The following is a 25,587-nucleotide window of genomic DNA, read 5'->3' as shown; positions in this document are numbered from 1 at the left end:
TCCCAGCGTGATGCCGCAGAACATTGGCGACAACGTCATCCACTCCGACGGCATCGCGCGGATCCAAGAGTCAGACGCTCAAAGGCTTAGTAAATACCGTATGAGGAAAGGCGACATCGTCTATTCTCGTCGCGGCGACGTTGAGAAGCGCGCTCTTGTCCGTGATGCCAATGAGGGATGGCTATGTGGCACTGGGTGCCTTCGAGTACGACTTGGTGACACCTCCACACATGACCCGGCGTTCATTTCGTATCTTCTTGGGACCGAGGAATCCCGGGCTTGGATCGTTCGCCATGCTGTCGGTGCAACCATGCCGAACCTCAACACGTCGATTCTTTCGGCGGTCCCACTGGAAGTGCCAGAACCGGCCGTACAGCGCGCGATTGCCGAAGTGCTGGGGGCGTTCGATGACAAGATCGCCGTCAACACCAAAGTCACTGCCTCGACAGCAGAACTAGCGACGTCACTCTTCTCTCACGCATATCAGAATGCGGATCGGACCTTCTCGCTGTCCGATTTGGTTTCAACACAGTACGGGGTCACGACGTCGGCTCATGGTGAACCAGGTCCGAAGTTTCTGCGAGTCACCGACATCAATAAGAAGCCATGGATCGAGTGGGATACTACTCCTAACTGCACCGTTAGCGACTTGGAGCTGAGCAAGTACAGGGTTTCCGCAGGGGATATTCTGGTGGCTCGCATGGCGGATCCGGGCAAGGCTGCCTTCATCGATCCCGGTGACCCTGAAGCGGTCTTCGCGTCTTACCTCGTCCGCCTCAAGCCGCACGATCCCGCTCAAGCACTTTATCTCTACTACTTTCTTCGGTCGCCGCAGTATCTGGAGTATGCCGAAGGCGCAATGAGCGGATCCGTCCAGAAGAACATGAATGCAAAAGTCATCGTTGCGGCCGACATCGCGCTTCCGGGATCAGCCCTCATCAACCGATTCAGTGAAGCCGTCCGCCCGCTGCGTAGCCTGATCCAGTCTTACCTCAATGAAAATCGAACACTGGTCGCCACGCGTGATGCCCTGCTGCCGCAGCTTATGTCCGGCAAGCTGCGTGTCAAGGACGCCGAGAAAGTCCTGGAGGAGGCCGGGGTATGAGCCGGGTCGGAGGTGAGATCCAGCCCGGAGCGCGGAAGCACGCCGCGGACGCATCGTTTCCGGCCACGCCGGCGGTCAGCTCGATGCCGAAGTGGTACCCCGAGCTGCTTGCCTCCGTCACCCGGCAGGTCAGCACCGGCCGGTCCAAGGCCATCAGCGCTGCGAACCGCGAGCTGCTGGCATCGTACTGGGCCATCGGCCGTGAGCTTGCCCAGCGCGAAACACAGGAAGGTTGGGGCGCCAAGGTCGTCACCAGGTTGTCCGCGGACGTCCGCTCCGCCTTTCCTGATGCGACGGGTTTCTCCCCGCGGAACCTCCGCTACATGAAGTCCTTCGCCCAGTCATGGCCTGACCCCGCAATGTTGCAACAGGCTGTTGCAACATTGCCTTGGAGCCATCAGATCATGCTGATGGAGAAGCTCAACGACCCGGCCACACGTCTGTGGTACGCAGCTGCCGCCGTCGAACACGGCTGGTCGCGCAATGTCCTGGCCCACCAGATCGGGACCAAGCTCCACGAGCGCTCAGGCCAGGCAGTCACCAACTTCTCGTCGACCATGCCGGCGACGGAATCCGACCTTGCGCAGCAGTCCCTCAAAGACCCGTACGTCTTTGATTTCCTGGCACTGACGGACCGCCGCAACGAGCGTGAACTCGAACACCAGCTGATCCAGCATGTCGAGAAGTTCCTGCTGGAGCTGGGTCAGGGTTTCGCCTTTGTCGGCGAACAGGTCCGGCTTGAAATCAATGGCGAGGAGTTCTTCGCTGATCTCCTGTTTTACCACCTTAGGCTTCGCTGCTACGTGGTCATTGAACTCAAAGCGACCAAGTTTGAACCCGGCTTCCTCGGGCAGCTGGGCATGTACATGGCAGCCGTTGACGACCTCTTGGCCCACGCCGACGACAAGCCCACCATCGGTCTTCTGCTCTGCAAGGAGAAGAACAACGTGGTCGCCGAGTACGCGCTCCGTGGGTACAAAACACCGATCGGCGTTGCCGAATGGACAGACACCGTGGTCAAGTCGCTGCCCGAGGAATTCAGCGCCAGCCTGCCCAGCATCCGCGAACTCGAAGCCGAACTTTCGCAGGACATTCCAGAATGACATCCGGTCCAATAGGGGGAACCGCCGTGACATCAGCACCAGCCGTAGCCTTTTCCGAAGCCGAATGGGAGGGCATGGCCGTTGAGCTCCTGGCCGAGCCGCTCGGGTGGCGGCCCATGTCGGGGCAGGCCATCGCCCCCGGCACAGACGAACGCGACACCTGGGATGAGCTGCTGATCCGGTCGCGCCTGCTTGTCGCGCTGCAGAAGTTCAACCCGACGGTTCCCGCCGAGTACCTGCAGCAGGCCCTGGCTGAAATCAGCTCGCCCAAGTCCAATGACGCCATTGCCGAGAACCACCGCATCCACGACTACCTTGTGGACGGCTACAGGCTCAGCTACATCGACTCGGACGGCAACGAGGCCAACCCCACAATTCACCTGCTGAGCCAGGATCCCGACCAGAACGACTGGCTCGCCGTCAATCAGGTGACCCTGGTGCAGGGCGACTACAAGCGCCGCTTCGACGTCGTGCTGTACTGCAACGGCATGCCGGTGAGCGTCATCGAGCTGAAGAAGGCCGGCAGTGCCACCGCCGATGTAGCGTCAGCGCATGCCCAGCTGCAGACGTACCTGCGGGAGTTCCCCATGGCCTTCAGATTCTGTGTGTTCACGCTGGCTTCCGACGGGATCCAAGCCAAGTACGGTACGCCGTTCACTCCCCTTAACCACTTCTCGCCCTGGAACGTGGATGATGACGGTGTGCCGGTCGCTCCCGGGTTCATGGAGGACGGCGTGGCCGTCACGGCGCTGGAAACAGCCCTCAGCGGCCTGTACAACCAGGAGCGCTTCCTGCAGCTGACGCGCAACTTCACGGCGTTCGACGGAGGCTCCGACGGGCTCGTGAAGCGCATCGCCAAGCCGCACCAGTACTTCGCCGTAACCAAGGCCGTGGGCAGCACCGTCCAGGCGGTGGAAAGTAACGGCAAGGCCGGCGTCGTCTGGCATACCCAGGGCTCGGGCAAGTCCATGGAGATGGAGCTCTATGCCAACCTGGTTGCCCGGCACCGCAAGCTGAAGAACCCGACGATCGTCGTGATCACGGACCGCAACGAGCTCGACGGCCAGCTGTTCGAGGGCTTTGACCGGAGCCTGCTCCTGGCGGAGTCGCCCAAACAGATCCGCAAGCGCTCCGAGCTGCGGGAGGAACTGAGCAACCGCACCACCGGCGGCATCTACTTCACCACGCTGCAGAAGTTCGGACGCAGCAAGGCGGAGAAAGATGCCGGCTCGGAGCACCCGCTGCTGTCAGACCGGCGGAACATCATCGTGGTCGTGGACGAAGCACACAGGTCCCACTACGACGACCTTGACGGGTATGCCCGGCACCTGCGGGACGCCCTGCCGAACGCGACCTTGATCGCGTTCACCGGCACGCCCATCTCGTTCGATGACCGGAACACGCGGGAGGTGTTCGGCGACTACATCGACGTGTACGACCTCACGCGAGCGGTCGCGGACGGCGCCACGGTGCCCGTGTACTTCGAGCCGCGGCTGATCAAAGTCGGCCTGGCGTCCGAGGTCACAGAGGAGATCCTGGACCAGGCGGCCGACGAGGCCACCCTGGGCCTGGACGACACCGAGCGGGCACGCCTCGAGGCGAGCGTCGCAGTGGTGAACGCCGTGTACGGCGCCCCGCAGCGCATCGCCGCGCTGGCCGAAGACCTGGTCGCGCACTGGGAGAGCCGGCGCGCCCAAATGGGCAAGTTCATCGAATCGCCGGGCAAGGCGATGATCGTCGGCGGCACGCGGGAGATCTGCGCGAAGCTGTACACGGCGATCGTCGAGCTGCGGCCCGACTGGCATTCGGACGACCTCGCAAAGGGCAGGATCAAGGTGGTCTACTCGGGCGACGCCACCGACGTTCCGCCGGTAATCCAGCATGTGCGCCGGGATTCGTTGAACGCACAGGTGAAAGAACGCCTGAAGGATGCCGACGATGAGCTGGAGCTCGTGATCGTCAAAGACATGATGCTTACTGGCTACGACTCGCCCCCGCTGCACACCCTGTACCTGGACCGGCCGCTGAAGGGCGCGCTGCTGATGCAGACCCTTGCCCGAGTGAACCGCACTTTCCGCGGCAAGAAGGACGGGTTGCTGGTGGCCTACGCCCCGCTGGCGGAGAACCTGGCAAAGGCCTTGGGCGAGTACACGAAGGACGACCAGGCAAACAAGCCCGTCGGCCGGAACGTGGATGAGGCCATCGGGCTGACCGTGTCTTTGGTGGAAACGCTCCGCGGGCTGCTCGCCGGGTACGACTGGAAAGCGGTGCTGATGCGGGGCGGCCCCAAGGCCTTCGTCAGCGCGGCCACCGGCGCAGCCAACTATCTGCGGAGCCCTGAAACACCCGGTAACCGGCCTGCTGAGGGCGAGGAGACGCTGGCGTCCAAATACCGCCGGCACTCAGGCCAGCTGGCGCGGGCCTGGGCGCTGTGTTCCGGCTCCGAGACACTGGCGGAACTGCGGCCGGATATCCAGGTCTACGAGGAGACCCGGGTGTACATGGCCAAGTTCGACGCCGCAGACCGCCAGGCAAGCGGCGAGCCGGTGCCGGAGGAGATCCAGCGGTTGCTCGGCAACCTGATCGCATCAGCAACGTCTTCCGGCGAGGTGCTGGACATCTACGAGGCAGCCGGCATGCCGAAGCCTTCGCTGGATGATCTGACGCCGGAGTTCATTGCCAAGACCCAGAAGGCCAGCAATCCTCAACTGGCGATCGAGGCGCTGCGGAAGCTCATCGCTGATGAGTCTGCTGCTTCGACACGGAACAACGTGATCCGCCAGCGGGCGTTCTCCGAGCGCATCACAGAGTTGATGAGGAAGTACACCAACCAGCAGCTGACGTCGGCCGAAGTCATTGCCGAGCTGGTGGAGCTGGCGCGCGAAGTGGCTGCCGAAGGCAACCGCGGGGCACACTTCACTCCCCCGCTGAACTCTGACGAGCTGGCGTTCTACGATGCTGTGGCTTCGAATGAGTCCGCCGTGGAGATCCAAGGGGAGGGCATACTCGCTGACATTGCCCGTGAGCTGGTGTCCGTCATGCGCCGGGACATCCGGACAGACTGGACGGTGCGCGACGACGTTCGGGCCAAGCTGCGGTCCTCGATCAAGCGGCTCCTGGTCCGGTTCGGTTACCCGCCGGACAAGCAGCCTGAGGCGATCAAGCTGGTCATGGAGCAGATGGAGTCCATGGCACCCAGGTTCGCAGAGGCGCGACTGTAAGGAACGCGTAACCCACTTCTATAGCTATGTCCTGAAACCCTCAACGGCGGCCCGGCGTGTAGCGGAAAATACGCTTGCCCGGAGCCTGGACGGACCTCTCGCCCCTTGGAAGTCCAGTTGTCCACCATGTATTGCCCACAGCAGTCCCGAGGACGGAATAGTGCCTGTTACTTTTCGGAGCTTTATCGCTCAAGACGCGGATTCGGTGGTGGATCTTTGGAATGTTTGTGGACTTGTGCGTCCTTGGAATAACCCTCGAAAGGATATCGAGCGGAAGCTCCTGGTGCAGCCGGAGCTTTTCGTGGTGGCACATGACGACAAGCGTTTGGTCGGAACGGCCATGGCCGGATATGACGGTCATCGAGGTTGGATCCATTACTTCGCGATCCATCCTGAATTCCAAGGGCGCGGGCTGGGACGCGGCCTTGTACAGGATGTTGAGCGGCGACTCAGCGCCCTAGGTTGTCCCAAGATCCATCTCAACGTTCGCAGCACAAATGCAGCTGCTGCGGATTTTTGGCGTGCCGTCGGATTCGAACCCAGCGATTCCCTGACGTTCGCCAGACGTCTCATTACCGATTGATCGCCCACCAGACGTCCTCGAGGTTCTGGTGTGGGAGAGCAGCCTCGGGCAGGCGCCCCGATGGGTAACTTAGCACCACTTAATCCTGAAGGCCTTGGGGGCGTCGTGCACAAATAGCATGCGCGCCCGGTACCGGGCGCGCATGCTGTACCTTTTCATCCATAGCCCACGGGATCCGGCTAAAGTGCCCCAGCAGCGGCGGGGGCTTCTGCTTCCGCAGTAGTTCGGGAAGGCAAGGTAGCTGCAGCCAGTATTCCTGCAGTCACCAGAAGCCCAGCCGCGACGGCAAGTGCGCTGCCGTAACCGGTGACCAATTGGCCTGCCTCGGTGGCGGCCGAATGCTGGCTGCTGTTGCTGACGTTGCAGCAATGCCCGCCAAAACGGCCAGTCCGAGGGCAACGCCGATTTGCTGGGCTGAGTTCAGCAGGGCGGAGGCAATTCCAGCCTCAGTTTCCTTCGTGTGATAGACCGCTGCCTGGGTCAGGGCAATAATTCCGAGGCCGAACCCAAGGGCGAGGATGAACATGGCCGGTGCCAGGTGCAGCCAGTAGTTCGTGTCTACCTGGATGAAGGAGAACCAGAAGGCAGCCCCGGCACTGAGCAGTGCCCCCGCTGCTGCGATGAGGCGCGTGGCCATCTTCAGCAGCAGCTTAGGCGCGGCCCCTGCCCCGAGCACCAGCCCTGCGGCGAACGGCAGCCAGCTGGCACCGGTCTGCAGTGGGCTGTAATGCTGAACCTGCTGGAGATAAAGGGTGATTACGTAGAAGCTGCCCATGGGACCAATGGCCAGCAGCAGCATGGAGGCGTATGCGCCGGCGCGGCCCCGGTCCCGGAACAGCCCCAGTGGGACCAGTGGCATGCTGCTGCGGGATTGCAGGGCGATAAAGGCAGCCAGCAGCAGGGCTGCAGCGGCTACCAGGCCAAGGCCCAGAGAGTCAGCGAAGCCCTCCTCGCCAAAGCGGGTAATTGCGTACACCAGGGCGACCATGCCGCTGGTTCCCAACATGGCGCCTCTGACATCGAGGTTCCCGGCGTGCCGTCCTGCGCTCACCAAGGTCCGGCTGCCCAGGAGCACGAGGACGCCGATAGGTACGTTGATGAAGAAGACCCACCGCCAGCCGAGGGTGTCGGTCAGGACGCCGCCAAGAAGCAATCCCACCACAATTCCGAGTGCGGACATCGCGCCGTACAGCGACAGGGCTGCATCACGGGTCTTGCGTTCGGAGAAGGTTGTGGCAATAAGGGCCAAGGCGTTGGGCGCAACCAGTGCTGCTCCCAGCCCTTGCACCGCTCGGGCTGCGATGAGCGTCTCGCTGTTGGGGCCAAGACCCCCGGCCAGCGATGCGATGACGAAGAGCGCGAGACCGGCCTGCAACGCATGCCGCCGTCCGTAGAGATCTCCAAGCCGACCGCCCAGGAGCAGCAGAGACCCGAACGTGAGGATATAGGCATTCACAATCCAGGGCAGATGCACGGCGCTCACCCCGAGTTCCTGCTGGATGCTCGGCAACGCGATGTTCACGATGGAGTCATCGAGCACCAGAATCAGCTGTGCAGTCGCGATCACCAGCAACGGCACCAATCCGCGCCGCTGTCCTGTTTTTCCGGTCATAGCATGTCCTCTACAAATTGGCGGGCAGCAGAGCCCGCAGAAAGTTCAGGGGTTCCCGGGTCGGGTGTTTTTTTGGGTTGCACGGCCTGCTGGGGTTCGGGTGTACCCCGCTGGCCAGTTGTGGAGGGATTCATTCGCCCGCGGGCGCGCTTCGACGCCTCCTGTTTCGGGAGGGGCGCCAACTTCTCGGCCGTTTTGCCGCGCGTGAAGTTCCAGGGAATTACTTGCCGACAACCGCGTAACCGGCGGCAAGGACGGCCTGGCGCACAGCGGCCGCGGCGGCTTTACCGCCCACCAGGACGCGGGAAAGGCCACCAGGAACGAGCTCAATAGCCACAGAATCCACTCCCTCAAGGGCCAGGACGGCCTTCTCGACTGTCCGGGCACAATGCCGGCAGGTTAGGCCCTCGAGAGTGAACTCAGCAGCGGAGGAGGTGGGCTGCGGTAAGACGTTGGCTGTGCAGCAACTGCATCCCGCACTCGACGGGGCGAGGGAAAGCTCAGTGCGATTTCCAGATTCAAACATGTCAGTTTCCATTCCTTGATGGAGCATCAATGGGCGCTGGGGTTGACGGGCTGTGAAAGCGGGTGCGGGCACCGGCCGGGACAAACCTTGTCACTGACAACGCAACTAATATACCCCCCAGGGGTATATGGCACAAAGTCGGTAGGTGTGAGCGCCTTTCCGGCGTGCCCGGGTGGGGTCAGTACAGATTTCGTACTTGTCCTGAATAGAGAGCAGGTCGCTGAATTGAAACAAGGCGTCAATGCGGACGCTTTACACGACGAAGGAGCAGAGGAAGAACTATGGCTGTAGACCTCACACGTATGCAGAAGGCCAATTTTGTCGACGAGGACAAGTACGAACTCATTACTATCGGGCGGATTACGAAGAGGATGGTGACCCTTGACGCCAGCGCCCTTCTCGTCCGTTTCCCGGTGGGAGCATCAGTGACGGAGGACGCGGTTAGGACCGGAATTCTCGACACGGATATGTGTCCTATGCCGCATGTCGCCTACATCCTGGAAGGCAGTTTGGGTGTGCGCCAGCGCACCGGATCAGAGGAGGAATTCTCAGCCGGAGATCTTATGATGCTTCCTCCTGAGCATGAAGCATGGACCGTCGGGGACGAGGACTGCGTGTTTATCGAATTCATGCGCGGGACCAGTGACGTCTACAACTACTGGCCGGAGCACTGAGACTGGCCAGCAGCACGATGTGATCTGCGGACACGGTGAGCGCGGGAGATAGGCATCATGGCATGCTTCCCGTTGGGCAAGTCGCTGCACCTGACGGGAGGCATGCCGGGCATCAGACCTCGAATGGCATCCGACGTTCTTGCTGGCGCATGCCCGAAGTCATCATCTAACTGCTTGGCGGCTTCGGCCCAGAAGGGGATGAGGGCCCTGCGAGCTCGATGCGTGACGACAGCCTAGTTAATTACTTCTGTCGCCGGCGGTCTGCCATTTCGACCAGTTCCGTAATCCAAGGCCGATGTCCGCGTCGAAATTCTATCCACTCAGGCAGGCCCTGAATGGCGGGGCCCGACTTGTTGATGTCGATGGTGATTCGGCCGCCGCCCACAGGTGCGTTGGTGATGTGCAGATCCCCATAGGCTTCCGGGAGTACAGGATCCATCCATAGTCCCCGACGGGAGACGTGAACGTCGTATCGCATCAGATTCGTCAGCAGGAGGATCGGTGCGGTCGCTGACCAGGCTTGGGGCGAGCACGCCGTTGGATAGGGTACGGGTTCGGCGAACTGGTCACGGCTGAAGCCGCAGAAGAGCTCGGGCAAGCGCCCACCCGACCATTCGGCGGCCTCCAATATTGCAGTCGTAATCCGCTGTGCTTCCGCTACGAAGCCATACCGCAACAGACCGGCAGCGATGATTGCATTGTCATGCGGCCATACTGAACCGTTGTGATAGCTGGCCGGGTTGTAGGCACCCATATCGCTGGCCAAGGTCCGTACGCCCCAGCCGCTGAACATCTCTGGAGACATCAGGCGCTCGGCGACCAGGGGAGACTTGTCCTGGTCTACGAGGCCGTAGACCAGACAGTGGCCCATGTTGGACGCACACGCGTCCACCTGTCGCTTTCTGCCGTCGAGTGCGATTGCATAGTACCCCCGGTCCGGCATCCAGAATTGCTCGTTAAATTTTCGCTTCAGCTCCGCCGCCCGATCGGCGAGTTCATCTCCGCGTGCTGTGTCCCCTGCGTCGTATGCCATCCAGGCGCGGGCAGTATAAGCGGCATAGACGTACGCTTGGACTTCACAGAGCGCGATTGGTGGCTCGGCAAGCGTTCCATCGGCAAAATTGATGCCGTCCCAGGAGTCCTTCCAGCCCTGGTTTATGAGGCCCTGGTCGTTGAGACGTTCATATTCGACGAAACCGTCGCCGTCCTTGTCCCCGTAATGACTTATCCATTCCAGGGCGCGGTCCGCGTGGGGCAGCAGATTGGCGATAATATCTGCTCCGAATCCCCACCGGCTGACGGCGCCGAGCACATCAACAAACAGCGGAGTCGCGTCCACGCTTCCGTAGTACGCCGTTTTGCCCCCAAGGGCCAAACCGGCATTGAGGCTAAGCCTTACTTCGTGCAGGATCTTGCCGGGCTCCTCCTCGGTCACCGGGTCCACTACGCTTCCTTGCCGGTCCGCCAGCGTCTGCAGCGTCCCCAGAGCCAGCGAGGGATCCACCGGTAACGCCATTTCCGAGGCCCACAAGGAATCCCGGCCAAAGAGCGTCATGAACCAGGGTGCACCTGCCGCGACCACAACGCGTTCGGGATGATTTGGGTCCTCGATCCGGAGGGCACCCAGGTCGTCGTAGCTCCGCCGTAGCGTCCGTTCGATGGATCGGTTACTCATTCGGACGACCGGGATCCTGGTAACCCATTCTTTGCGGCGCCGCTCACTGGGGGACAAGCCTTCCCCATCAATGTGGACAAATGCCGCGCTCCGGGCGGAACCTTCGACATCAGCCATGGCGCTGACAACGGTGCTCCAGTGCCCGCGCGGCGGGACAGACACCAGATAGGTGACTCCCTCCGGCTTCACGTCTGCCCCCGGAGCCTGAATGACGACCCGTTTTCGCAGGCCTTGCCAAACGCCGGCAATGGTCAGCTGGTCCCCATCGACGTACCTGGTTGCGTCCCACGCACGCTGGATCCGGGCTTCCTTCACTTCGAAAAGGTCCGCGAAGTCCGCTTCAACCTCGAGGAAAATCACGCATTCGACAGGCTTTGTTGAGTAATTGCGGACCGTAAGTTGCTCTTGAATACCCGCGCCGACGTCCCGCAGGCGCTCCACGATCAGCGGGCTGTCGGCATATCCGTCGGAACGGGGAACGCGACCTGCAAACAGGGCCCGAAATGGCTCGCGCGTCTCGGCAGCCAGGGACTCAAGCGCGTGACTGTTGACAGTCAGGTTCCAGCGGGACAGGAAACGGGTGTCCTGCACGAACAGGCCATGCGGATGCCCGGAATGGATGTCCCCGTTTGACAAGGAGATACAGAACGAAGTTTCCTCGACCAGCGTAACTGTCCCTGCCCCCACTGGGCCGGCAGCCGTGTCAGCATTCCATCCAGCCATCCTGCTTCCTCCAAGAAAGCAGCGCCGGCACCGTGGTCTCTTAATCACCCCTGCGCGACGGCACCTTTGTTTGATTTACCCTACTCTTCCCGGGCGAAGGGGTGTAGTCCTGGTTGCCGTCCTCTCAGTTGTCTCCAGAAACAGGACCCAGTGCAACGTACCTCTGTAGCAGGAAACCGGGAAAAGGCGGGCCTGACAACGCGCGGGGCACTGTATGGCGGTCGCGCTGATTGTTAGGAAGCTGCCCGAGGGGCGAACCAGCCTGAAAAGTCCGCAGCCCACTCCTGCGGGCCAACAAACCCGATGGATCCCAGCTGCCGCGCCTCCTCGCAGCGGCGCAGACCCCACCAGAGGTCGTAGAGGACCCGCGGGGCGACATGAACCTGAAGGTCCGGGACACGCTCCGAGCGGCCGATGCTTGCGGTTGTCTTGCTGTTCTCTGTGCAGATCCAGCCTTGAAAAGGAGCTCCCCTGACGTTGTCGAACTCGAAGCCCAAGACAATCGACTTCCGGGGCAGGGAATCTGGCACAAGGCTGCGGCCCATATGTTCGAGCAGCGTGCCAAGCCCTATCCGCAAGTCATTCTCAAAGGGCGCCTGCCATTGACTCGCCCAGAGGCCCAGCGACTCCAAGGTCTGCCGCAGTGCGTAGCCGACCGGCGTCAGTCTGTAGCGGCGTGAGCCGCGGGGGCCGGCTTCATCGTTGCGAATGACAAGCTCCAGCTGGACCAGGCGCTTGAGCCGCTGGGAAAGCAGCGTCCGGGAAAGATCAGGAAGCGCCCGGGAGATATCGTTGAACCCCATTTCGCCGCCGAGGAGTTCACGCACGATCAATAGGGACCAGCGGTCGCCCAGCAGCCGCAGCCCTTGTGATATCGACCAATAATCGGCACTAGGGCACCCTGCTGTCTTCGCCGGGTTGTCCTGTTCCCGGGTGAACTGCTCCGCAGTGGTCGTCATCGTCCCTGAGCTCCAAGCGATCCGTGAGTTGTTCTGCCGCCATTCTTCCCGACCCTTGGAGGTGCTGTGTGTGCGCCACGCACATAAGTTATTGTCGCCCTGTCCGTGGCAGGCCTTCACCGTTTCTGCCTTTAAAGCAAGAATCGAAGGTTGGCCGATAACCGTCCAACCTTCGATTCCGTCCCTTTGTTAGAGCCGGATGTCCGCAGACTCCCCCGGTTTCAAAGCAATGAGGAGGTCGTTGAGCCCCGCATCGGCGAAGAGCTTGCTGATCTGGTCTGCATCCTGGCTGAAATGTGCCCACGAATCCTCGTGCACCGGAACGACCTTCTTGACGCCCATGATCTTGGCCGCCTCCAGGGCCCGGTCGTTGCTGAGCGTGATGTATGCGCCGTCTGCAATCACATCGAATTTGGCACCGCCGACGAAGAGCACAGCGATGTCAATTGCTGGAAAACGATCCGCGATTTCACGGACAATATCCAGCTCGGAGTTGTCGCCGCTGATATAGACGGTCGGCATGCCCTCTGCCTCGAGGACAAAGCCGATAACGGGCCCGAGCGCGTCCCACACGCCCTCCGGGCCATGATGCGCCGGCACAGCCGTGATCTTCATCTGCCTTCCATCGGGAAGTACAACGGTACGAGTCTCGTAGTCGCTGATACCCAGGACGTTGGGACCGAAGCTCTCCGCCGCCTCCGTCGTGGTGAGGGCAAGTGGCACCATCGTCAGGAAACCGCGGCCAGCCACGTCCAGGTTGTCGATGTGCTCGTGGGAGGCGAGAGCCAGGTCAACCTGGCCAAGCTCCTCAGGGGTGGAGCTGGGGACGAGTTCCTTGGTGACGGGACCAGCGATGGGGTGGTGATAGACCTGGGGGGAATCGAAGGTGGGGTCAGTGATCATCCGGTAGCCCGCGATCTCGAGGAGCAGGGTCGGCCCTCCGATGAGGGTCACTTTGACGTCGTCCATGATTTCAGTCCTTTATCGGGTTGGTGTCGGCTGATTCCGAGAGCTCAGCTTTTGCTTGTCATTTGAGCCGTGATGTCTTCCGCTCCGTGCAGGACATAGACGAGCTTCCCGTCATCGTCGAAAGCCGGAGCGTTCAGGGGCTGGAACCACCGGGGCTCGAAAATTCCGTCAGCGTTCTCAATGTCATAGCGAACAGGCGGAAGAATATCGATCTTGCCCGTCTCGACAACACGCTCGATGGAGCCGCGCAGGATCTCTGTCCCCTTGGCATCCGGGTTGTCGGGGTTGTCTGGAAACGCGTCAAGGATGTCCATGCCGACGATAGCCTCACGGCTCTTCCCTGTAGATGCAAGGAAGGTGTCCGTAGCAGCAACAATCGTTCTGTCCGGGGTGACGATGATGTACTGGTTCGGCAGACTTTCAAAGATTTTCTGGAAGTCGGGGTTACGTGCATCTGAGGATGACACTTTTGCGTTCCTTTCCCTGATAAGCGGCGCTTTCGCGCCTCGTAATGTCATTGGAGCACTTGGCGGCGTGCCTCACTAGTGCAAGACATGGACCGGAGCGAGTCAGCGTCACTGCCGTGTCGATGACTGGGCCCGGCCCCAGATGCGGGAAAAACGGGGGATGCCCATTGGCTTGGGCCATCGGTGGCAGTTTGTCCCAGGTTCCTAGAGCCCGAAGGCGCTTCCGTGGCCATGTTCGAACACGAGGTTGGTCTGGGTACCTGCGACGGCGGGATTCGATGACAGATGGTCCAGTACGAATTGACGGATGTGCTCGGTGTTCCTGGCCGTGATGTGGATCAGGAAATCGTCTGCACCGCCAAGAACGAAGAACTGCTTGATCTCGGGCAGGTCCCGCAACTCGCTTCCGAAGGCATTCATCAGGTGCCGGGCACCGGGCCTGAGCCGCACGCTGACCAGGGCCTGGAGTGCCAGGCCCATCGCTTCGGGTGCGACTTCGACGGTGAACCGCTTGATTACCCCCGACTCTTTGAGCGCCTTGAGGCGGGCAAGACAGGTTGACGGCGCAAGTCCGAGAGCTTCCGACAATGACTGGTTGGTACGCCTTGAATTGTTGGAAAGCAGGCGCAGAAGCTTCTGGTCGACTTCGTCCAATGTCACCTGTTGCAGTTTCTGCGAGTCCGACACTCTGTAACGCTCCTCACATTGTGTGAATTGTGCAGTTTCTTCTATTTTGCCGCAGATCCTGCGAGTTGGACTCCCGTTTCCGCATTTTCTGTCATTCTTTTGCCCACAAGCCTCAATCCCCTCAGAAAGCATCAGCCATGATCATCTCCGTCCCCAAGGAAATCAAGAACAACGAGTTCCGCGTCGCCATCACTGCCGCCGGCGTGCACGAATTCAAAGCAAACGGCCACGACGTGCTCGTGGAAACCGGCGCCGGCGCCGGTTCCGGCATCAGTGATCAGGAATACGCCCTTGCCGGAGCCGAGATCGTCCAGACCGCAGATGAGGCCTGGGCGCGGGCCGACATGGTGATGAAGGTCAAGGAACCCGTAGCATCCGAATACCGGCACTTCCGCGAGGGCCTGCTGCTTTTCACCTACCTGCACCTTGCAGCGGAACCCGCACTGACCCAGGCGCTTGTCGACTCCGGTGTCACAGCCATCGCCTACGAGACCGTCCAGGAGGGCCGGGCACTGCCGCTGCTCGCCCCGATGTCCGAGGTGGCCGGCCGGCTCTCCGTTCAGGTCGGTGCGACCTCGCTCATGGCGCCGGCAGGCGGCAAGGGTGTGCTGCTCGGTGGCGTTCCGGGCGTCCGTCCCGCCAAGGTTGTCGTCCTCGGTGCAGGCGTCGCCGGCACCAATGCCGCGGCCATGGCGCTCGGCCTCGGCGCCGACGTCACCATCCTGGACATCAACATCAACCGGCTGCGCGAGCTGGACGCCCAGTACCAGGGCCGCCTGAAGACCATAGCGTCCAACTCATACGAGATCGAAAAGTCCGTTATCGATGCTGATCTCGTCATCGGCTCCGTCCTGATCCCGGGAGCGAAGGCACCCAAGCTTGTCACCAACGACCTCGTGGCTCGGATGAAGCCCGGCTCGGTGCTCGTTGACATCGCCGTGGACCAGGGTGGCTGCTTTGAAGATACCCACCCCACCACGCACCAGGAACCCACGTACAAGGTCCACGACACCATTTTCTACTGCGTGGCAAACATGCCGGGCGCCGTCCCGAACACGTCCACTTACGCGCTGACCAACGTCACGCTCCGCTACGCGGTAGCCCTTGCAAACCACGGCGTCAAAGGCGCTTTCGACCGTCTTCCAGCCCTCGCCGGCGGTCTGAACGTGGCGGCAGGCAAGGTCACCCACAAGTCTGTCAGCGACGCCCACGGGCATGACCTCGCCGACTGGCAGGACCTGGTAACGGTTTAAGGCATCGGCCGTGTCTGCCCGATAGAAGGCAGACACGGCCCGCTTCACAGGAAGGGAAAGCATCGAATGGCATTTCACCTGCAACCCAAGTGGCAGCCGCTGATTGGCCAGCTGGTCATTATTAAACTTCAGGATGAGGAGATCCGGCGCGGAGTTGTCGATGCAGTCACCGATGATGATCAAATCCTGTGGCTCGACAGTGACGGCGCTGAGCCCCGCCGGCTCTTTCACCGGGCAGACGGTTTCAACGTGTGGGTCGACTACAAATGGGAAACCGATGGGCTCAGCCGTTGCCCTGATGCCCAGTGGGAGACCGCATCATGAGGGGCGGGCAGTCCAAGGCAGCTGGATACGTACAGCATCGGGAAAGGGTTCACAGTGATAATGAATTGTCAGCAGCCATCACCGTGTTGCGTTCCCAACGGGGCCATACTGTAGCGTCAGGTGTTCTTGTCACCTGGCACGGCCCCTGGTCCTACACCCTGGAGCTCTGCCACCAGATTCCTCCCGGGATCGTCTACGAGTGCATCGCGTCTGAACGACTGAACATGGCCCTCTAATTCCCGCCAGGGCCTGATCGGCCGCGCCCATCAGCGCTCCCCCCGTCATGCTCTTAACCTCTACGACCGTCCTTTCCGATGGGCGCCAGGCACACGGTCTCCGCGAATGATGTGCCCGCAGTACATGTCGATCATCTGAGCCGCCACGAAAATGGTCGAAGATGAACAGCCGGCAAGGCCCTCCCCTACCTGGTGTGTCAGAGAGCGGGGAGCGCCGCCGGCCTGTGCAACCTGGCAACGACGAAGGAATCCTGATGTCCGAACTCACTGTTGAAAGAGCAGATCTCGGCATGGCATGGGCGGTCAAAGACAGCTTTGTCCGCTACGTGCAGTCCATGCATGACGGACGCATACTCCTGCGTGAGGGTGCTGCCGTGACCAATACCCGGCAGTTCTATTTCCCGTTCAAGAGCCTGGATCGGTCTGACGGTGATCATTTTGTGCTCCAGTTCGGTGGGGAGGCGCGCTTCCTTGCCCATCACGGGCTCATGTCGGTCGCAATTTGCAACCCCAAAATTGAGGTCGGGCCGGACGGGGCACGCCTGTCCATCGAGCAAGGAAGCGAGACGGTGCAGCTCGCAGATCTCCGTTTGCCACCGGTGTCGGTGGAAGACGGCGTAACCATGTGGGCGGATGTCCAGGTAGCGTTGACCAGCGCAGGAGCGGCTGTCTTCGCAGACAGCTACTCAGCCGGAGAGACCCTGGCTCCGCTGACCATGAGAGCACCGTCCTTCGTGAAAGTACCGTGACGTCGTCTCCTGAGGGAAGCTGTTCGGCACCGCTTGGGCCGGTGCTCTAAGCACCTGAAGAAACGGGTGCCTCTGTCTACTGCGAGGAGCCCAAGACACTTAGGCGCTTCAACATACCTGGCGCATCCGATCACGACGGACATGGGGTGTTCCCGCCCCCGTGAATAACCGGTGCCGGGGGCGCGGCGCTGGGTGTCCAGGACACTTCCAAGCCGCAACGTCAGCGCCGCCACACCGCTTGGTCTACTGGGAAGCCACTGTGGCGGTCGCTCGGACCAGGTGGGCGAAGCGTCGTGCCATTGCCTCAGTATGCTCCCTCACAATCTGGTCTTGAGTCTCGAACGCCTGCATTCCGCGCCCTGCCCGCTCCATGGCAACGGCGTCATTCTCGTCGACCAGGGACAGCCACTGACGGTAGACCGTCGGCGACAGCTCAGGGTGAAACTGAACTCCCCACGACATCTCGCCTACCCGGAAAGCCTGATGCGGATACTGGGCGGTCATTCCGAGCCAGACCGCCGAAGGTGGCAGGTGATCGATCATGTCCCCATGCATGGCCCCGGCGTGGAAAGGGCCCGGTAACCCTGCCATCAGGGGATCCTCGGCGGCCTCGGCCCGTAATGCTACCTCTACGACTCCCGCTTCGAGGCCCTGGTCGCCTCTGGTCACCGTTCCGCCGAAAGTCTGTGCCATCAGCTGAGCTCCGAGGCAAATCCCAAGTGTGGGCTTCCTGTGACCGGCAGCAGCTGCCATAAGGCTGCGGATGTGGGCAAGCCAGTGATAGACATGGTCGTCCAGCGAACTCATGTCACCGCCCAGGACCACCAGGGCGTCCTCCTGAAGTATTTCCGGGATCACGTCGTCATTAAAGGGTTGGACAATTCGGGTGGTTATACCCTCGTCGTGCAGCCATAGCCCGAGACGGTCGATCGGGCAATAGGGATCCGGCTGTATGACGAGAGCCTGCAAAGTGCCGGCGCCTCGGGAAAGATCTGGCTGGTAGGTCATGCTCGAATTCCTTATCGGGCGATCTGAGTTTCCAATACTTCAAGGTAGCGAACAGCATCGCCGCGGCCGCAGTGCCATTTGCACATTGAGATCCGAATGTGTGTGCTTGCAGAGCCGAGGCTTTGGCGCTTCGGATGGCTGGGGTCGACTCTATTCACACCAGGTGACGGTCCTTGAACAGGAACTTAGTTTGGGCGGCCGTTGCCGTCACTGAAGAACCGCGCGCTGGCCTTCCCGCACCGCCAATCGTGCGGCAATGCCCGTGGGGAGCCAGTCACCGGCTTCTTCGAAGGAATGACCGATAAGCTGCTCCACGCGCTGGAGGCGTTGCCGGAGCGTGTTGCGGTGGATGTGCAACTTGGAAACCGTGTCAGCAATGGATCCCTTGTTGGATAGCAGCATGGCAACTGTTTCGGCCAACTGGGTTCCATTTTCTGCGTCGTAGCGCATAAGGGACCTTAGTTCAGCGAGCACGTCCTTGATCTCCGCAGACATCCCTTCCCCTACGAGCGGCATGTCCTGCAGATGTTCTATTTCACTGAAAGAGGTGACCCGTCTCCCGGACGTCCTGGCAACCAGTTCTGTCCATGCCAGTGCGGTCTCGGCGTCGGAAAGTGCAGGTTGCAGGGAAGCGACGTCACGGGCCACCGGACCGAGGCCAGCGAAGGCTGAGACGCCGCGGTGTTCGTCGAGCTCAGAAAGAGTTGTCTCCAGCTTCGCTTTGATCTCCTCTCCGGTACCGGAGGGGGCATCGATAAAGAGCAGGCTAAGGGGTCCCTCCGTGAAGACGAGGGACCGTGGACCGGCCAGTTCCTGCAGGTAGGGGGCGATGCGCCTGGATACCGCATCCGAGTCGAATTTCAGCCGTTTCACCCGTACCAGGACAGGCAATGTGCGGCCTTTTGACCAGCCTGACTCCTCGAGAATGCGGGCGAATGTGCTCGTGCCGACGCTTCGGAGCAGGCGTGAAGCATGGGAGGAACCTACCGATTCCAGTTCTACTGCTTCAAACAGGGCGGCCAGTTGCGAGCAGATGGCGCTGAGCCGGTCAAGTTCCCTGGCGGAATAGCGGCGTGGACGGTAGCAGGTGACGATGCCGCGGGTGCTCGTCAGGCCAAAGGAAACAGATATCCGCTCATGCCCGGCGAAGTTGGATTCGATAAATTCGGAGGTTGCTGTCCGTGAGTGAGTAGTTCGGACCACTGTTCCGCTTCGCTCGCCCTTGTCCATTGCGATGGCAGTGGGCGGGGATGTGGCTGGACCACGGCCGAAATATTCGATGACACAACCGTCGGAGCTCATGTGCTTGAGGATCGACTGGGCGGCCACTTGAGCGCATTGCAGAACGGAAGTGGCGGAGTTGATCGGGAAATCTACAAGGAAATGCGCTGCTGCAGACTGACGCCGCAAATCATCGACAGTCTCGGCCTGCAGCAGGCCGCTGGCAAGCAGCATGCCCACCTCGTCAGCAATCAGCTTTGACTCCCAGGTGAAGGTTTCCTCGGCATACGACCAGAGGCTGAATACACCCAGGAGCGTCCCGGTCGCAGCGACGATCGGGACTACCAGCATCGAGTTGAAATCTTCTTCCTGGAGTTCGCTGATGCTGACGAACCGCGGATCCTGCTGAATGTTTTTGTTAAGGACAACTGACTGCCGGGTAAGCCCCACCCAGCCGGTTACCCCCTCGCCGAGGCGAAGGGTGACCCTTCCAACTTGCTGGCTCTGCACTCCAGCGGTACCTGCACGCATAACAAGAACTTGTTCCTGTTCATCCCACAGGTAGACGAAAACCCCTGCTGAGTTTGTTGCCCTGGCAACCAGGTCCACCGCCCGTTGGGCAAGCGCGAGCGGATCGGGTCCTTCCATCATTAGCTGCGTGAGCTCGGACAGGGTATCTGCCCGGAGCTCTGCTATTTGGAGTTTCTGGCGATAGTCAGCCGGCATGACCTCATTCGGTTGCGGGGCCGCGGGCTCAGCAGGGGTATTCATCTTGTCAGCTTAGGAGGCTCATGCCCATGGAGGCCCGGCTGAACTGCCTTGGCGCGTTGACGCCGATCCAGGCCGCCTCCTCCTCCGCGGATCCGATCCGGTACAAGGCGGCGTTGCGTTCCTCGGCAGCGTAGACCTGCACAAGTTCGCCTGCCGGCGGAAGCATGCCGTGTACCTGGACCTTTCGACCGAACTGTTCCGTCCATCCGTACGGAGCCTGTTCCAGTTCCGTGGATTCGAAGCCGGCGAAGTATTCAGCCAGGGCTGCACCGTGCCGTTGGGCCTGGGTCCAACTCTCGAACCGCCGAAACGTTCCGTCCTCGGCCTGCCGTGCCGAAACGTCTCCGATAGCGAAGATCCCGTTAGCGATTTCACCGCTGGTTAGCAGTGCCTTCCCGTCGGCAGTGCAACGGACTCCGTTGGAAATGTCGAGGTCGCTGTAGGTCAGCCATTCGGTATTGGGCCGGGCGCCGACAGCGCTGATAACAAGGTCGGCGTGCAGGTCCAGGCCACTGACCTGGAGTGTCCATTCGGCATCCGTTTTCTCAATGGACTCCACAGCCACCCCAAAGTGGGTTACAACGCCTGCCTGGTGCATCCATGCCTTTGCTTCTTCCCCCAGATGTCCTGAAAAAAAGCGCTGCATTGGCTGCGGAGCCAGATCCACCACGGTGACGGCAAGCCCACGCTGGGCCAGTGTAGATGCGAGTTCCGCACCAATGGTTCCGGCGCCAATGATGATCGCACTGGCGGCTCCTGCATCCACGGCGTTGCGCAGGGCCAGGGCGTCCTCGGCGGTTCTAAGGCTGAGAACGCCTGCGGGCTCATTCGGCAGCCTGATGGAACCGGCTCCGGTTGCGATGACGACCGCATCAGCCGCAACTTCTCCCAGCCTGTCCAGCAGCACAGTCCGCTTGTCAGGGAGCAGCCCGATCGCCTTTGCGTTGAGGATCGGCGTAGCCTCCGGCCACCACTCGGCCGGTTCAACGGAACCAGTGCCCAGAAGAAACTGCTTGGACAGCGGAGGCCGGTCGTAAGGCGCGTTCGGGTCTGAATCCATGACGATAAATTCGCCTGCGAAGCCGAGCTCACGGCTGCGTTCAATCAGCCTCGCCGATGCAACCGAAGCGCCAATGATCGCGACCCGGTCTGGCAGGTGTGTCACGACGCCGAAACCTCTGAGGCTTTCTCGCCGGCCTCGGTCGATTCCCGTTCAAGGATTGCCCGTTCAGGGCAATTCCGGATGGCTTTGCGCACGTTCGGTTCGTCGCCGCTGTTTTCGCGGCCAGGAATGACGTGGGCGTAGCCTTCCTCGTCGATCTCAAATGTTTCGGGTGCCAGCGCCCAGCACCGGGCGTGGCCCTGGCAACGACCTCCGTCGACCCAAAGTTCTCCCATAGTGATCAAGCTCCAATCTTGAGGGTAAGCGGGCCGACACCGTGCCACGGCTCGTTGTCATTCGCCCGTTCAAAGTGAGGGACAGCCTTCAGGAATTCCTCCATGGCAATAACCATCTCGGCGCGGCCAAGGTTCGATCCAAGGCACCGGTGGATACCTCCGCCGAAGGCCAGATGGCGGTTGTCTTCACGGTCAATCTTGATTTCATTCGGTTCTTCGTAGACCTCAGGGTCACGGTTGCCCGCACCGAAGACAAGCACAACGCGTTCGCCGGCCTTGATCTCCTGGCCACGGACAACTGTGTCTGCTTTTGCCGTGCGGGCCATGGCCTGAACCGGAGAAAGCGTCCGCAGAAACTCCTCTGCAGCCGTGGGAATCAGGTCCGGGTCTTCACGCAACTGCTGCTGGGCCTGCTGGTTGCCCGCAAGGTACCAAAGGGCGGAACGAATCGCCCAGGCGGTCGTGTCCAGCCCGGCCAGGAAGAGCAGGTAGCAGTACGACAGGAGCTCTTCACGCGTGAGCTTCCGTCCCTTCACCTCCGCCTTTAGAAGCTGAGTGATCAGATCATTGCTGGCCTCTGCTTCCGGTCCGGCCTTTTCCCGTTCGTCGAGAAGGCGGTCGAAGTAGTCGTTGAGCTCGCGTCCGGCCGCGTACGCCGTTTCCGGATGGGCCGTGCGCTCATAGATGATCTCATCGATCCACCGGTCGAAAATCGGCCAGTCCTGCTCCGGATATCCGGCCAGGCGGCTGAAGATGATTGTCGGCATCGGACGGGCGAGCTTGGCCGAAACGTCCACGACGTCGCCTGCCTCAAGGACCTCCTGGCACAGCTGCCTGGCGGTCTCCCGCATTCCCGGGCCAAGCTTTGAAACATTCATGGGAGTGAACATCGGCAGCAGGATCTTGCGGAAATCAGCGTGGGTCGGCGGATCGATGTCGATCGGAATCAGGGGGACGTCGGTGCCGAAGGCAGGAAGGAGCATGGAGGGACCGACAGCGAAAGTGTCAGGATCCTGCTCTGCATTGAAGATGTCTTCGCTCTTGGTGATGTACCAAAAGCCCCCGTACTTGTCGCTGTGACCGACGGGACCGTTGGCGAGCATGTCCTGGTAGTCGTCGAAAATGTTGTCGAGTGCCCGTCCATGGAAGTCAAAGTCTGACTTGTTGTGGCTGAGCCCGCGCTCGGTTTCTGTGCTCATGAGAATTGCTCCTGAAGTAGTTGCTCTGACTGTGTGTGCGCCGCGGCCTTCTCCACGAGATCCACGAAGAGAGCCTTCTGGGCTTCGTCATAATCGACCATGTGTTCGGGATGCCACTGCACCCCGATCAGGCTGGCATCATCGGCTTCGATTGCCTCGATGACGTCGCCTTCCCGTCCCACAATGCGAAGGCCCTTTCCGAGCCTTCCCAGGCCCTGGTGGTGGTAGCTGTTCACCGGGATGCTCAGGCCTTTGGCGATCCGGGCAAGCTCGGAACCCGGTTCCAGCTGCACCCTGTGCCATGGTTGGTGTGAAGGGTTGTCCTGCCAGTGGCCTCGGTCCGGGCTTACTTCCTGCACCAGGGTGCCGCCGCGAATGACGTTGATCAGCTGCATTCCCCGGCAGGTTGCCAGGACGGGTATGCCACGGAGCATGGCTTCGTTGTAAAGCTCGATCTCGAAATCGTCCCGGATATCGCACACGTCATAGACCGTGTCGATCGGGTCCTCGCCATACAGCCGGGGGCTGATGTCGCCGCCGCCGGTGAGGATAAGCCCGTCGAACCCTTCAAGCAGCGCATCGGGGATTGTTGCCGTGGACGGAAGAATGGCAGGACGGCCGCCCGCGGCAAGGACGCCGTTGGCGTAGGCCATGTTCTGGACCGTTGAAGGCATCGGGCCAAAGGCGGTATCGACGGTTTGCCGAGCCGCTGAAATGGCAATAAGGGGCGCCCGCATGTCAGTAAACCAGCCAACCACCGTCGACGTGGATGGTGGTACCGGTCACCCAGCTGGCCTCGTCGCTGGCCAGGAACGCGACGGCGTTGGCAACGTCGGACGGGCGGCCGATACGTCCGAGCGGCGTACGGTCGAGGAGGAACTTTACGGCCTCCTGATTCTCCAGCACGGACTTGGTGAACGGGGTCTCGATGAAGCCTGGGGCAACAGCATTGACGCGGATCTTGGAAGCCGCAGTTTCGATGGCCAAAGCCTTCGTGAACATCAGGAGTGCACCCTTGGAAGCGTTGTAGTGCACCTGGGGGTGCCCGCTGCTGGCGATGACGATGTGGGCCTCAACTGAGGTGATGTTGACGATGGCGCTGGTTGAATCTTCGCCTCGGGCGGCGGCGCCCTTCTCCAGCAGCGGACGTGCAGCCTGGCTGACCAGGAACGGGCCTGTGGAGTTCACCGCGAAGACCTGGTCCCATTCGGCAACGCCGAGGTCATCGAAGTTGCTGCCCTTGACGATGCCTGCGTTGTTGACGAGGGTGTCGAGCCGGCCGAACTTGGCGTCGATCTCGGCCATGCCGCTGCGGACCGAGGCTTCGTCGGCGACGTCCATAACAACAGGAACCATTTCCGGGTGCTGGCCAACCAGGCGCTCGAGCGCGGCTTCGTCACGGTCGAGGGCTACGACGGTGGCGCCCTCCTTGAGCAGCTTTTCTGCGATGGCAAGGCCGTTTCCGGATGCGGCTCCGGTGACTGCAGCGATCTTTCCGGGGTGAGTAGTCATTGGGTGTTTCTTCTTTCTTGGTAAGGAAAACGGTGGATTGAACGCTTCTCAGCGCTGAACTGGGCGCTAGATCCGTTCCAGGTAACGTGCGATTTCGAAGTCGGTGACACTGGTCTGAAGCTTGCGGAGCTCCCAGCGCCTCGTCTGGACGTAGTGCGTGACGAAGGTTTCACCGAAGTACTCCTTGGCGACCTCGCTCTTCTCGAACTGTTCGATGGCCTGGCCGAGTGTTGCGGGGAGCTCCTTTACCTGGTGTCCCTCCTCCAGGGCGTAAGCGTTGCCTACCACCCGCTTGGGAGCGGTCATCTTTGTGTCCACGCCGTGCAGGCCGGCGGCGATGCTGGCGGCGATGACCAGGTAAGGATTGGCGTCAGCGCCAGGTACCCGGTTTTCGATGCGCGCAGCACTGCCCGTTGACGGGATGGACCTGATGGCCACGGTACGGTTGTCCAGGCCCCAGGTGGCGCTGGATCCGGCCCATTGCCCGCCTTCGGTCCGCTTATAGGAATTGATGGTGGGAAGGTAGAGGGCGGTGAGCTCCGGCGCCGTCTCGACGACGCCCGCCAGGTAGTTGTACCCGATGGCGCTCAGCTCATCGGGATCCTCGGCATTGGCGAAGGCTGACTTGCCGGATTCCGGATCCCAGAGACTCTGGTGCATGTGCCCGGAGGAGCCGGCCCAGTCGGGGTTGATCTTGGCCATGAACGATGCCGTATAGCCGGCTTCGGCTGCGACCTCCTTGACGGTGGCCTTAAGCCGGAGGGCGTTGTCCGCGGCTGCGAGAGCATCCGAGTAATGGATGTTCATCTCGAACTGGCCCGGACCGTTTTCACTGTTGCTGGCCTCGATGAAAATTCCCTGCTCTGACAGGCGGCGGCGGATCTCGCCGATGAGGAACTCGGTGCCTGTGTCCCTGACGAGGCTGTAGGTGTGGCTGCCTGCCGTGATCGGGGTCAGGTCGCGCCAGCCGTTGGCAGCCAGCTCGGTTGGAGTCCCCTTGAACAGGTAAAACTCGAACTCGTAGGCGCAGACCGGCGAGTAACCGAGGTCTTCGGCCTTCTTCACGACCCGCTTGAGAATACTCCGGGGACAGATCGCCGCCGGCTCGCCTGACATTTCGTAGGTATCGCAAATGACGGACGCGACCCCAGGTTCCCCCGGAACGACCTTCAGTGTGTTGAGATCCGGCAGCAGGGTCACGTCAGGGTAGCCCGAGTCCCACCCCGTGTAGCTGAGATCAGAAATGATCTCATCCTGGATGTCCCAGCCGAAAATGATGTTGCAGATGTTTGTGCCGCGCTCAGCGACACTTTCCAGGAAATACCGGGCGGGGATGCGCTTACCGCGCCACACACCGTCCAGGTCCACGACGCCCACTTTGAAGGTTTTGATGTCGTTTTCGGAGACGAACTTCTGCAGTTCGTCGTGGGCTGACGCTGCGGCGGTTTTATCCTGCATGTCGATTGCCTCGAGTTCTTGGAGGTCCTCCGGGACCTGTGTGATGGGATTCACTGTGTACCTCTTTATCCTCATTGATATCGGTTACTAAAGACACTAAATGCGGGGCCTCGCGGGCGTATGTGCAAGGTGCACATCATGGTTGCCAGTTACA

The 25,587-nt window shown here is 61.1% G+C and carries 23 protein-coding genes; 8 read left to right on the top strand and 15 right to left on the bottom strand.

Going from position 1 to position 25,587, the window contains the following annotated elements; all coding sequences use genetic code 11:
- Nucleotides 1-10: 10 nt before the first annotated feature.
- The 4 genes from ACYQ1Z_RS14075 to ACYQ1Z_RS14060 all read left to right on the top strand — a co-directional run bounded on the left by ACYQ1Z_RS14075 (nucleotide 11) and on the right by ACYQ1Z_RS14060 (nucleotide 6,012).
- The gene (locus ACYQ1Z_RS14075; RefSeq protein WP_459793245.1) at nucleotides 11-1,105 is read left to right on the top strand and encodes a restriction endonuclease subunit S; all 1,095 of its coding nucleotides are present in this window, start codon (nucleotides 11-13) and stop codon (nucleotides 1,103-1,105) included.
- On the top strand, nucleotides 1,102-2,208 hold the full coding sequence (locus ACYQ1Z_RS14070) for a PDDEXK nuclease domain-containing protein (protein ID WP_459793150.1): 1,107 nt from the start codon (nucleotides 1,102-1,104) through the stop codon (nucleotides 2,206-2,208). The genes ACYQ1Z_RS14075 and ACYQ1Z_RS14070 overlap by 4 nt, the downstream gene beginning before the upstream one ends.
- Complete coding sequence (locus tag ACYQ1Z_RS14065; RefSeq protein WP_459793149.1) at nucleotides 2,205-5,429, top strand: type I restriction endonuclease subunit R; 3,225 nt, start codon at nucleotides 2,205-2,207, stop codon at nucleotides 5,427-5,429. The genes ACYQ1Z_RS14070 and ACYQ1Z_RS14065 overlap by 4 nt, the downstream gene beginning before the upstream one ends.
- A 160-nt stretch (nucleotides 5,430-5,589) precedes the next feature.
- The gene (locus ACYQ1Z_RS14060) at nucleotides 5,590-6,012 is read left to right on the top strand and encodes a GNAT family acetyltransferase (protein ID WP_459793148.1); all 423 of its coding nucleotides are present in this window, start codon (nucleotides 5,590-5,592) and stop codon (nucleotides 6,010-6,012) included.
- Between the two features lie 262 nt (nucleotides 6,013-6,274).
- Here ACYQ1Z_RS14060 and ACYQ1Z_RS14055 read toward each other — a convergent pair whose 3' ends face one another.
- Together ACYQ1Z_RS14055 and ACYQ1Z_RS14050 are read right to left on the bottom strand one after the other, a co-directional pair.
- Complete coding sequence (locus tag ACYQ1Z_RS14055; protein WP_459793147.1) at nucleotides 6,275-7,624, bottom strand: MFS transporter; 1,350 nt, start codon at nucleotides 7,622-7,624, stop codon at nucleotides 6,275-6,277.
- Between the two features lie 220 nt (nucleotides 7,625-7,844).
- Nucleotides 7,845-8,150 (bottom strand): heavy-metal-associated domain-containing protein, encoded by a 306-nt coding sequence (locus ACYQ1Z_RS14050; protein WP_459793146.1) that lies wholly within the window; start codon nucleotides 8,148-8,150, stop codon nucleotides 7,845-7,847.
- A gap of 281 nt (nucleotides 8,151-8,431) precedes the next feature.
- Between ACYQ1Z_RS14050 and ACYQ1Z_RS14045 the strand changes: the two genes are divergently transcribed.
- Nucleotides 8,432-8,824 carry a cupin domain-containing protein gene (locus tag ACYQ1Z_RS14045; RefSeq protein ID WP_459793145.1) on the top strand — a complete coding sequence of 131 codons (393 nt, stop codon included), beginning with the start codon at nucleotides 8,432-8,434 and terminating at the stop codon, nucleotides 8,822-8,824.
- A gap of 241 nt (nucleotides 8,825-9,065) precedes the next feature.
- Here ACYQ1Z_RS14045 and ACYQ1Z_RS14040 read toward each other — a convergent pair whose 3' ends face one another.
- The 5 genes from ACYQ1Z_RS14040 to ACYQ1Z_RS14020 form a co-directional block, all read right to left on the bottom strand.
- Complete coding sequence (locus ACYQ1Z_RS14040) at nucleotides 9,066-11,222, bottom strand: amylo-alpha-1,6-glucosidase (RefSeq protein WP_459793144.1); 2,157 nt, start codon at nucleotides 11,220-11,222, stop codon at nucleotides 9,066-9,068.
- 233 nt (nucleotides 11,223-11,455) lie between these two features.
- On the bottom strand, nucleotides 11,456-12,181 hold the full coding sequence (locus ACYQ1Z_RS14035) for a winged helix-turn-helix transcriptional regulator (RefSeq protein WP_459793143.1): 726 nt from the start codon (nucleotides 12,179-12,181) through the stop codon (nucleotides 11,456-11,458).
- 189 nt (nucleotides 12,182-12,370) lie between these two features.
- On the bottom strand, nucleotides 12,371-13,150 hold the full coding sequence (locus ACYQ1Z_RS14030; protein WP_459793142.1) for an MBL fold metallo-hydrolase: 780 nt from the start codon (nucleotides 13,148-13,150) through the stop codon (nucleotides 12,371-12,373).
- Between the two features lie 44 nt (nucleotides 13,151-13,194).
- Nucleotides 13,195-13,617, bottom strand: a complete 423-nt coding sequence (locus tag ACYQ1Z_RS14025) for a PAS domain-containing protein (protein ID WP_021470771.1) — start codon at nucleotides 13,615-13,617, stop codon at nucleotides 13,195-13,197.
- A gap of 204 nt (nucleotides 13,618-13,821) precedes the next feature.
- Nucleotides 13,822-14,304 carry an Lrp/AsnC family transcriptional regulator gene (locus tag ACYQ1Z_RS14020; RefSeq protein ID WP_459793141.1) on the bottom strand — a complete coding sequence of 161 codons (483 nt, stop codon included), beginning with the start codon at nucleotides 14,302-14,304 and terminating at the stop codon, nucleotides 13,822-13,824.
- A gap of 137 nt (nucleotides 14,305-14,441) precedes the next feature.
- Here ACYQ1Z_RS14020 and ald point away from each other — a divergent pair, with 137 nt between their 5' ends.
- From ald to ACYQ1Z_RS14005, 3 genes are all read left to right on the top strand, one after another.
- The gene (ald, locus tag ACYQ1Z_RS14015) at nucleotides 14,442-15,557 is read left to right on the top strand and encodes an alanine dehydrogenase (RefSeq protein WP_459793140.1); all 1,116 of its coding nucleotides are present in this window, start codon (nucleotides 14,442-14,444) and stop codon (nucleotides 15,555-15,557) included.
- A 66-nt stretch (nucleotides 15,558-15,623) separates the two neighbouring features.
- Nucleotides 15,624-15,881 carry a hypothetical protein gene (locus tag ACYQ1Z_RS14010; RefSeq protein ID WP_459793139.1) on the top strand — a complete coding sequence of 86 codons (258 nt, stop codon included), beginning with the start codon at nucleotides 15,624-15,626 and terminating at the stop codon, nucleotides 15,879-15,881.
- Nucleotides 15,882-16,371: 490 nt separating this feature from the next.
- Nucleotides 16,372-16,866: an HtaA domain-containing protein gene (locus ACYQ1Z_RS14005; RefSeq protein WP_459793138.1), complete on the top strand. Its 495-nt coding sequence runs from the start codon at nucleotides 16,372-16,374 to the stop codon at nucleotides 16,864-16,866.
- A 243-nt stretch (nucleotides 16,867-17,109) separates the two neighbouring features.
- Here the strand turns inward: ACYQ1Z_RS14005 and ACYQ1Z_RS14000 are convergent, their stop codons facing one another.
- The 8 genes from ACYQ1Z_RS14000 to ACYQ1Z_RS13965 all read right to left on the bottom strand — a co-directional run bounded on the left by ACYQ1Z_RS14000 (nucleotide 17,110) and on the right by ACYQ1Z_RS13965 (nucleotide 25,487).
- Complete coding sequence (locus tag ACYQ1Z_RS14000; protein ID WP_459793137.1) at nucleotides 17,110-17,874, bottom strand: type 1 glutamine amidotransferase; 765 nt, start codon at nucleotides 17,872-17,874, stop codon at nucleotides 17,110-17,112.
- 207 nt (nucleotides 17,875-18,081) lie between these two features.
- Entirely contained in the window at nucleotides 18,082-19,866 is a 1,785-nt protein-coding gene (locus ACYQ1Z_RS13995; protein ID WP_459793136.1) for a helix-turn-helix domain-containing protein, read from the bottom strand.
- Between the two features lie 4 nt (nucleotides 19,867-19,870).
- Nucleotides 19,871-21,031, bottom strand: coding sequence for an NAD(P)/FAD-dependent oxidoreductase (locus ACYQ1Z_RS13990; RefSeq protein WP_459793135.1), 1,161 nt, complete (start codon nucleotides 21,029-21,031; stop codon nucleotides 19,871-19,873).
- On the bottom strand, nucleotides 21,028-21,264 hold the full coding sequence (locus tag ACYQ1Z_RS13985) for a ferredoxin (protein ID WP_243542971.1): 237 nt from the start codon (nucleotides 21,262-21,264) through the stop codon (nucleotides 21,028-21,030). The genes ACYQ1Z_RS13990 and ACYQ1Z_RS13985 overlap by 4 nt, the downstream gene beginning before the upstream one ends.
- A gap of 5 nt (nucleotides 21,265-21,269) precedes the next feature.
- Nucleotides 21,270-22,463 (bottom strand): cytochrome P450, encoded by a 1,194-nt coding sequence (locus tag ACYQ1Z_RS13980; protein WP_459793134.1) that lies wholly within the window; start codon nucleotides 22,461-22,463, stop codon nucleotides 21,270-21,272.
- A complete protein-coding gene (locus tag ACYQ1Z_RS13975) occupies nucleotides 22,460-23,200 on the bottom strand; it encodes a gamma-glutamyl-gamma-aminobutyrate hydrolase family protein (protein WP_459793133.1) in 741 nt (246 codons plus the stop codon). The genes ACYQ1Z_RS13980 and ACYQ1Z_RS13975 overlap by 4 nt, the downstream gene beginning before the upstream one ends.
- Before the next feature lies 1 nt (nucleotide 23,201).
- Nucleotides 23,202-23,975 carry an SDR family NAD(P)-dependent oxidoreductase gene (locus ACYQ1Z_RS13970; RefSeq protein WP_459793132.1) on the bottom strand — a complete coding sequence of 258 codons (774 nt, stop codon included), beginning with the start codon at nucleotides 23,973-23,975 and terminating at the stop codon, nucleotides 23,202-23,204.
- A 66-nt stretch (nucleotides 23,976-24,041) separates the two neighbouring features.
- Nucleotides 24,042-25,487 (bottom strand): glutamine synthetase family protein, encoded by a 1,446-nt coding sequence (locus tag ACYQ1Z_RS13965; protein ID WP_459793131.1) that lies wholly within the window; start codon nucleotides 25,485-25,487, stop codon nucleotides 24,042-24,044.
- Nucleotides 25,488-25,587: the final 100 nt, after the last annotated feature.

This window comes from Arthrobacter sp. AD-310, from assembly GCF_054656615.1.
The sequence above is the reverse complement of the archived record's forward strand: the minus strand, read 5'-3'. Positions and strand labels throughout refer to the sequence as shown.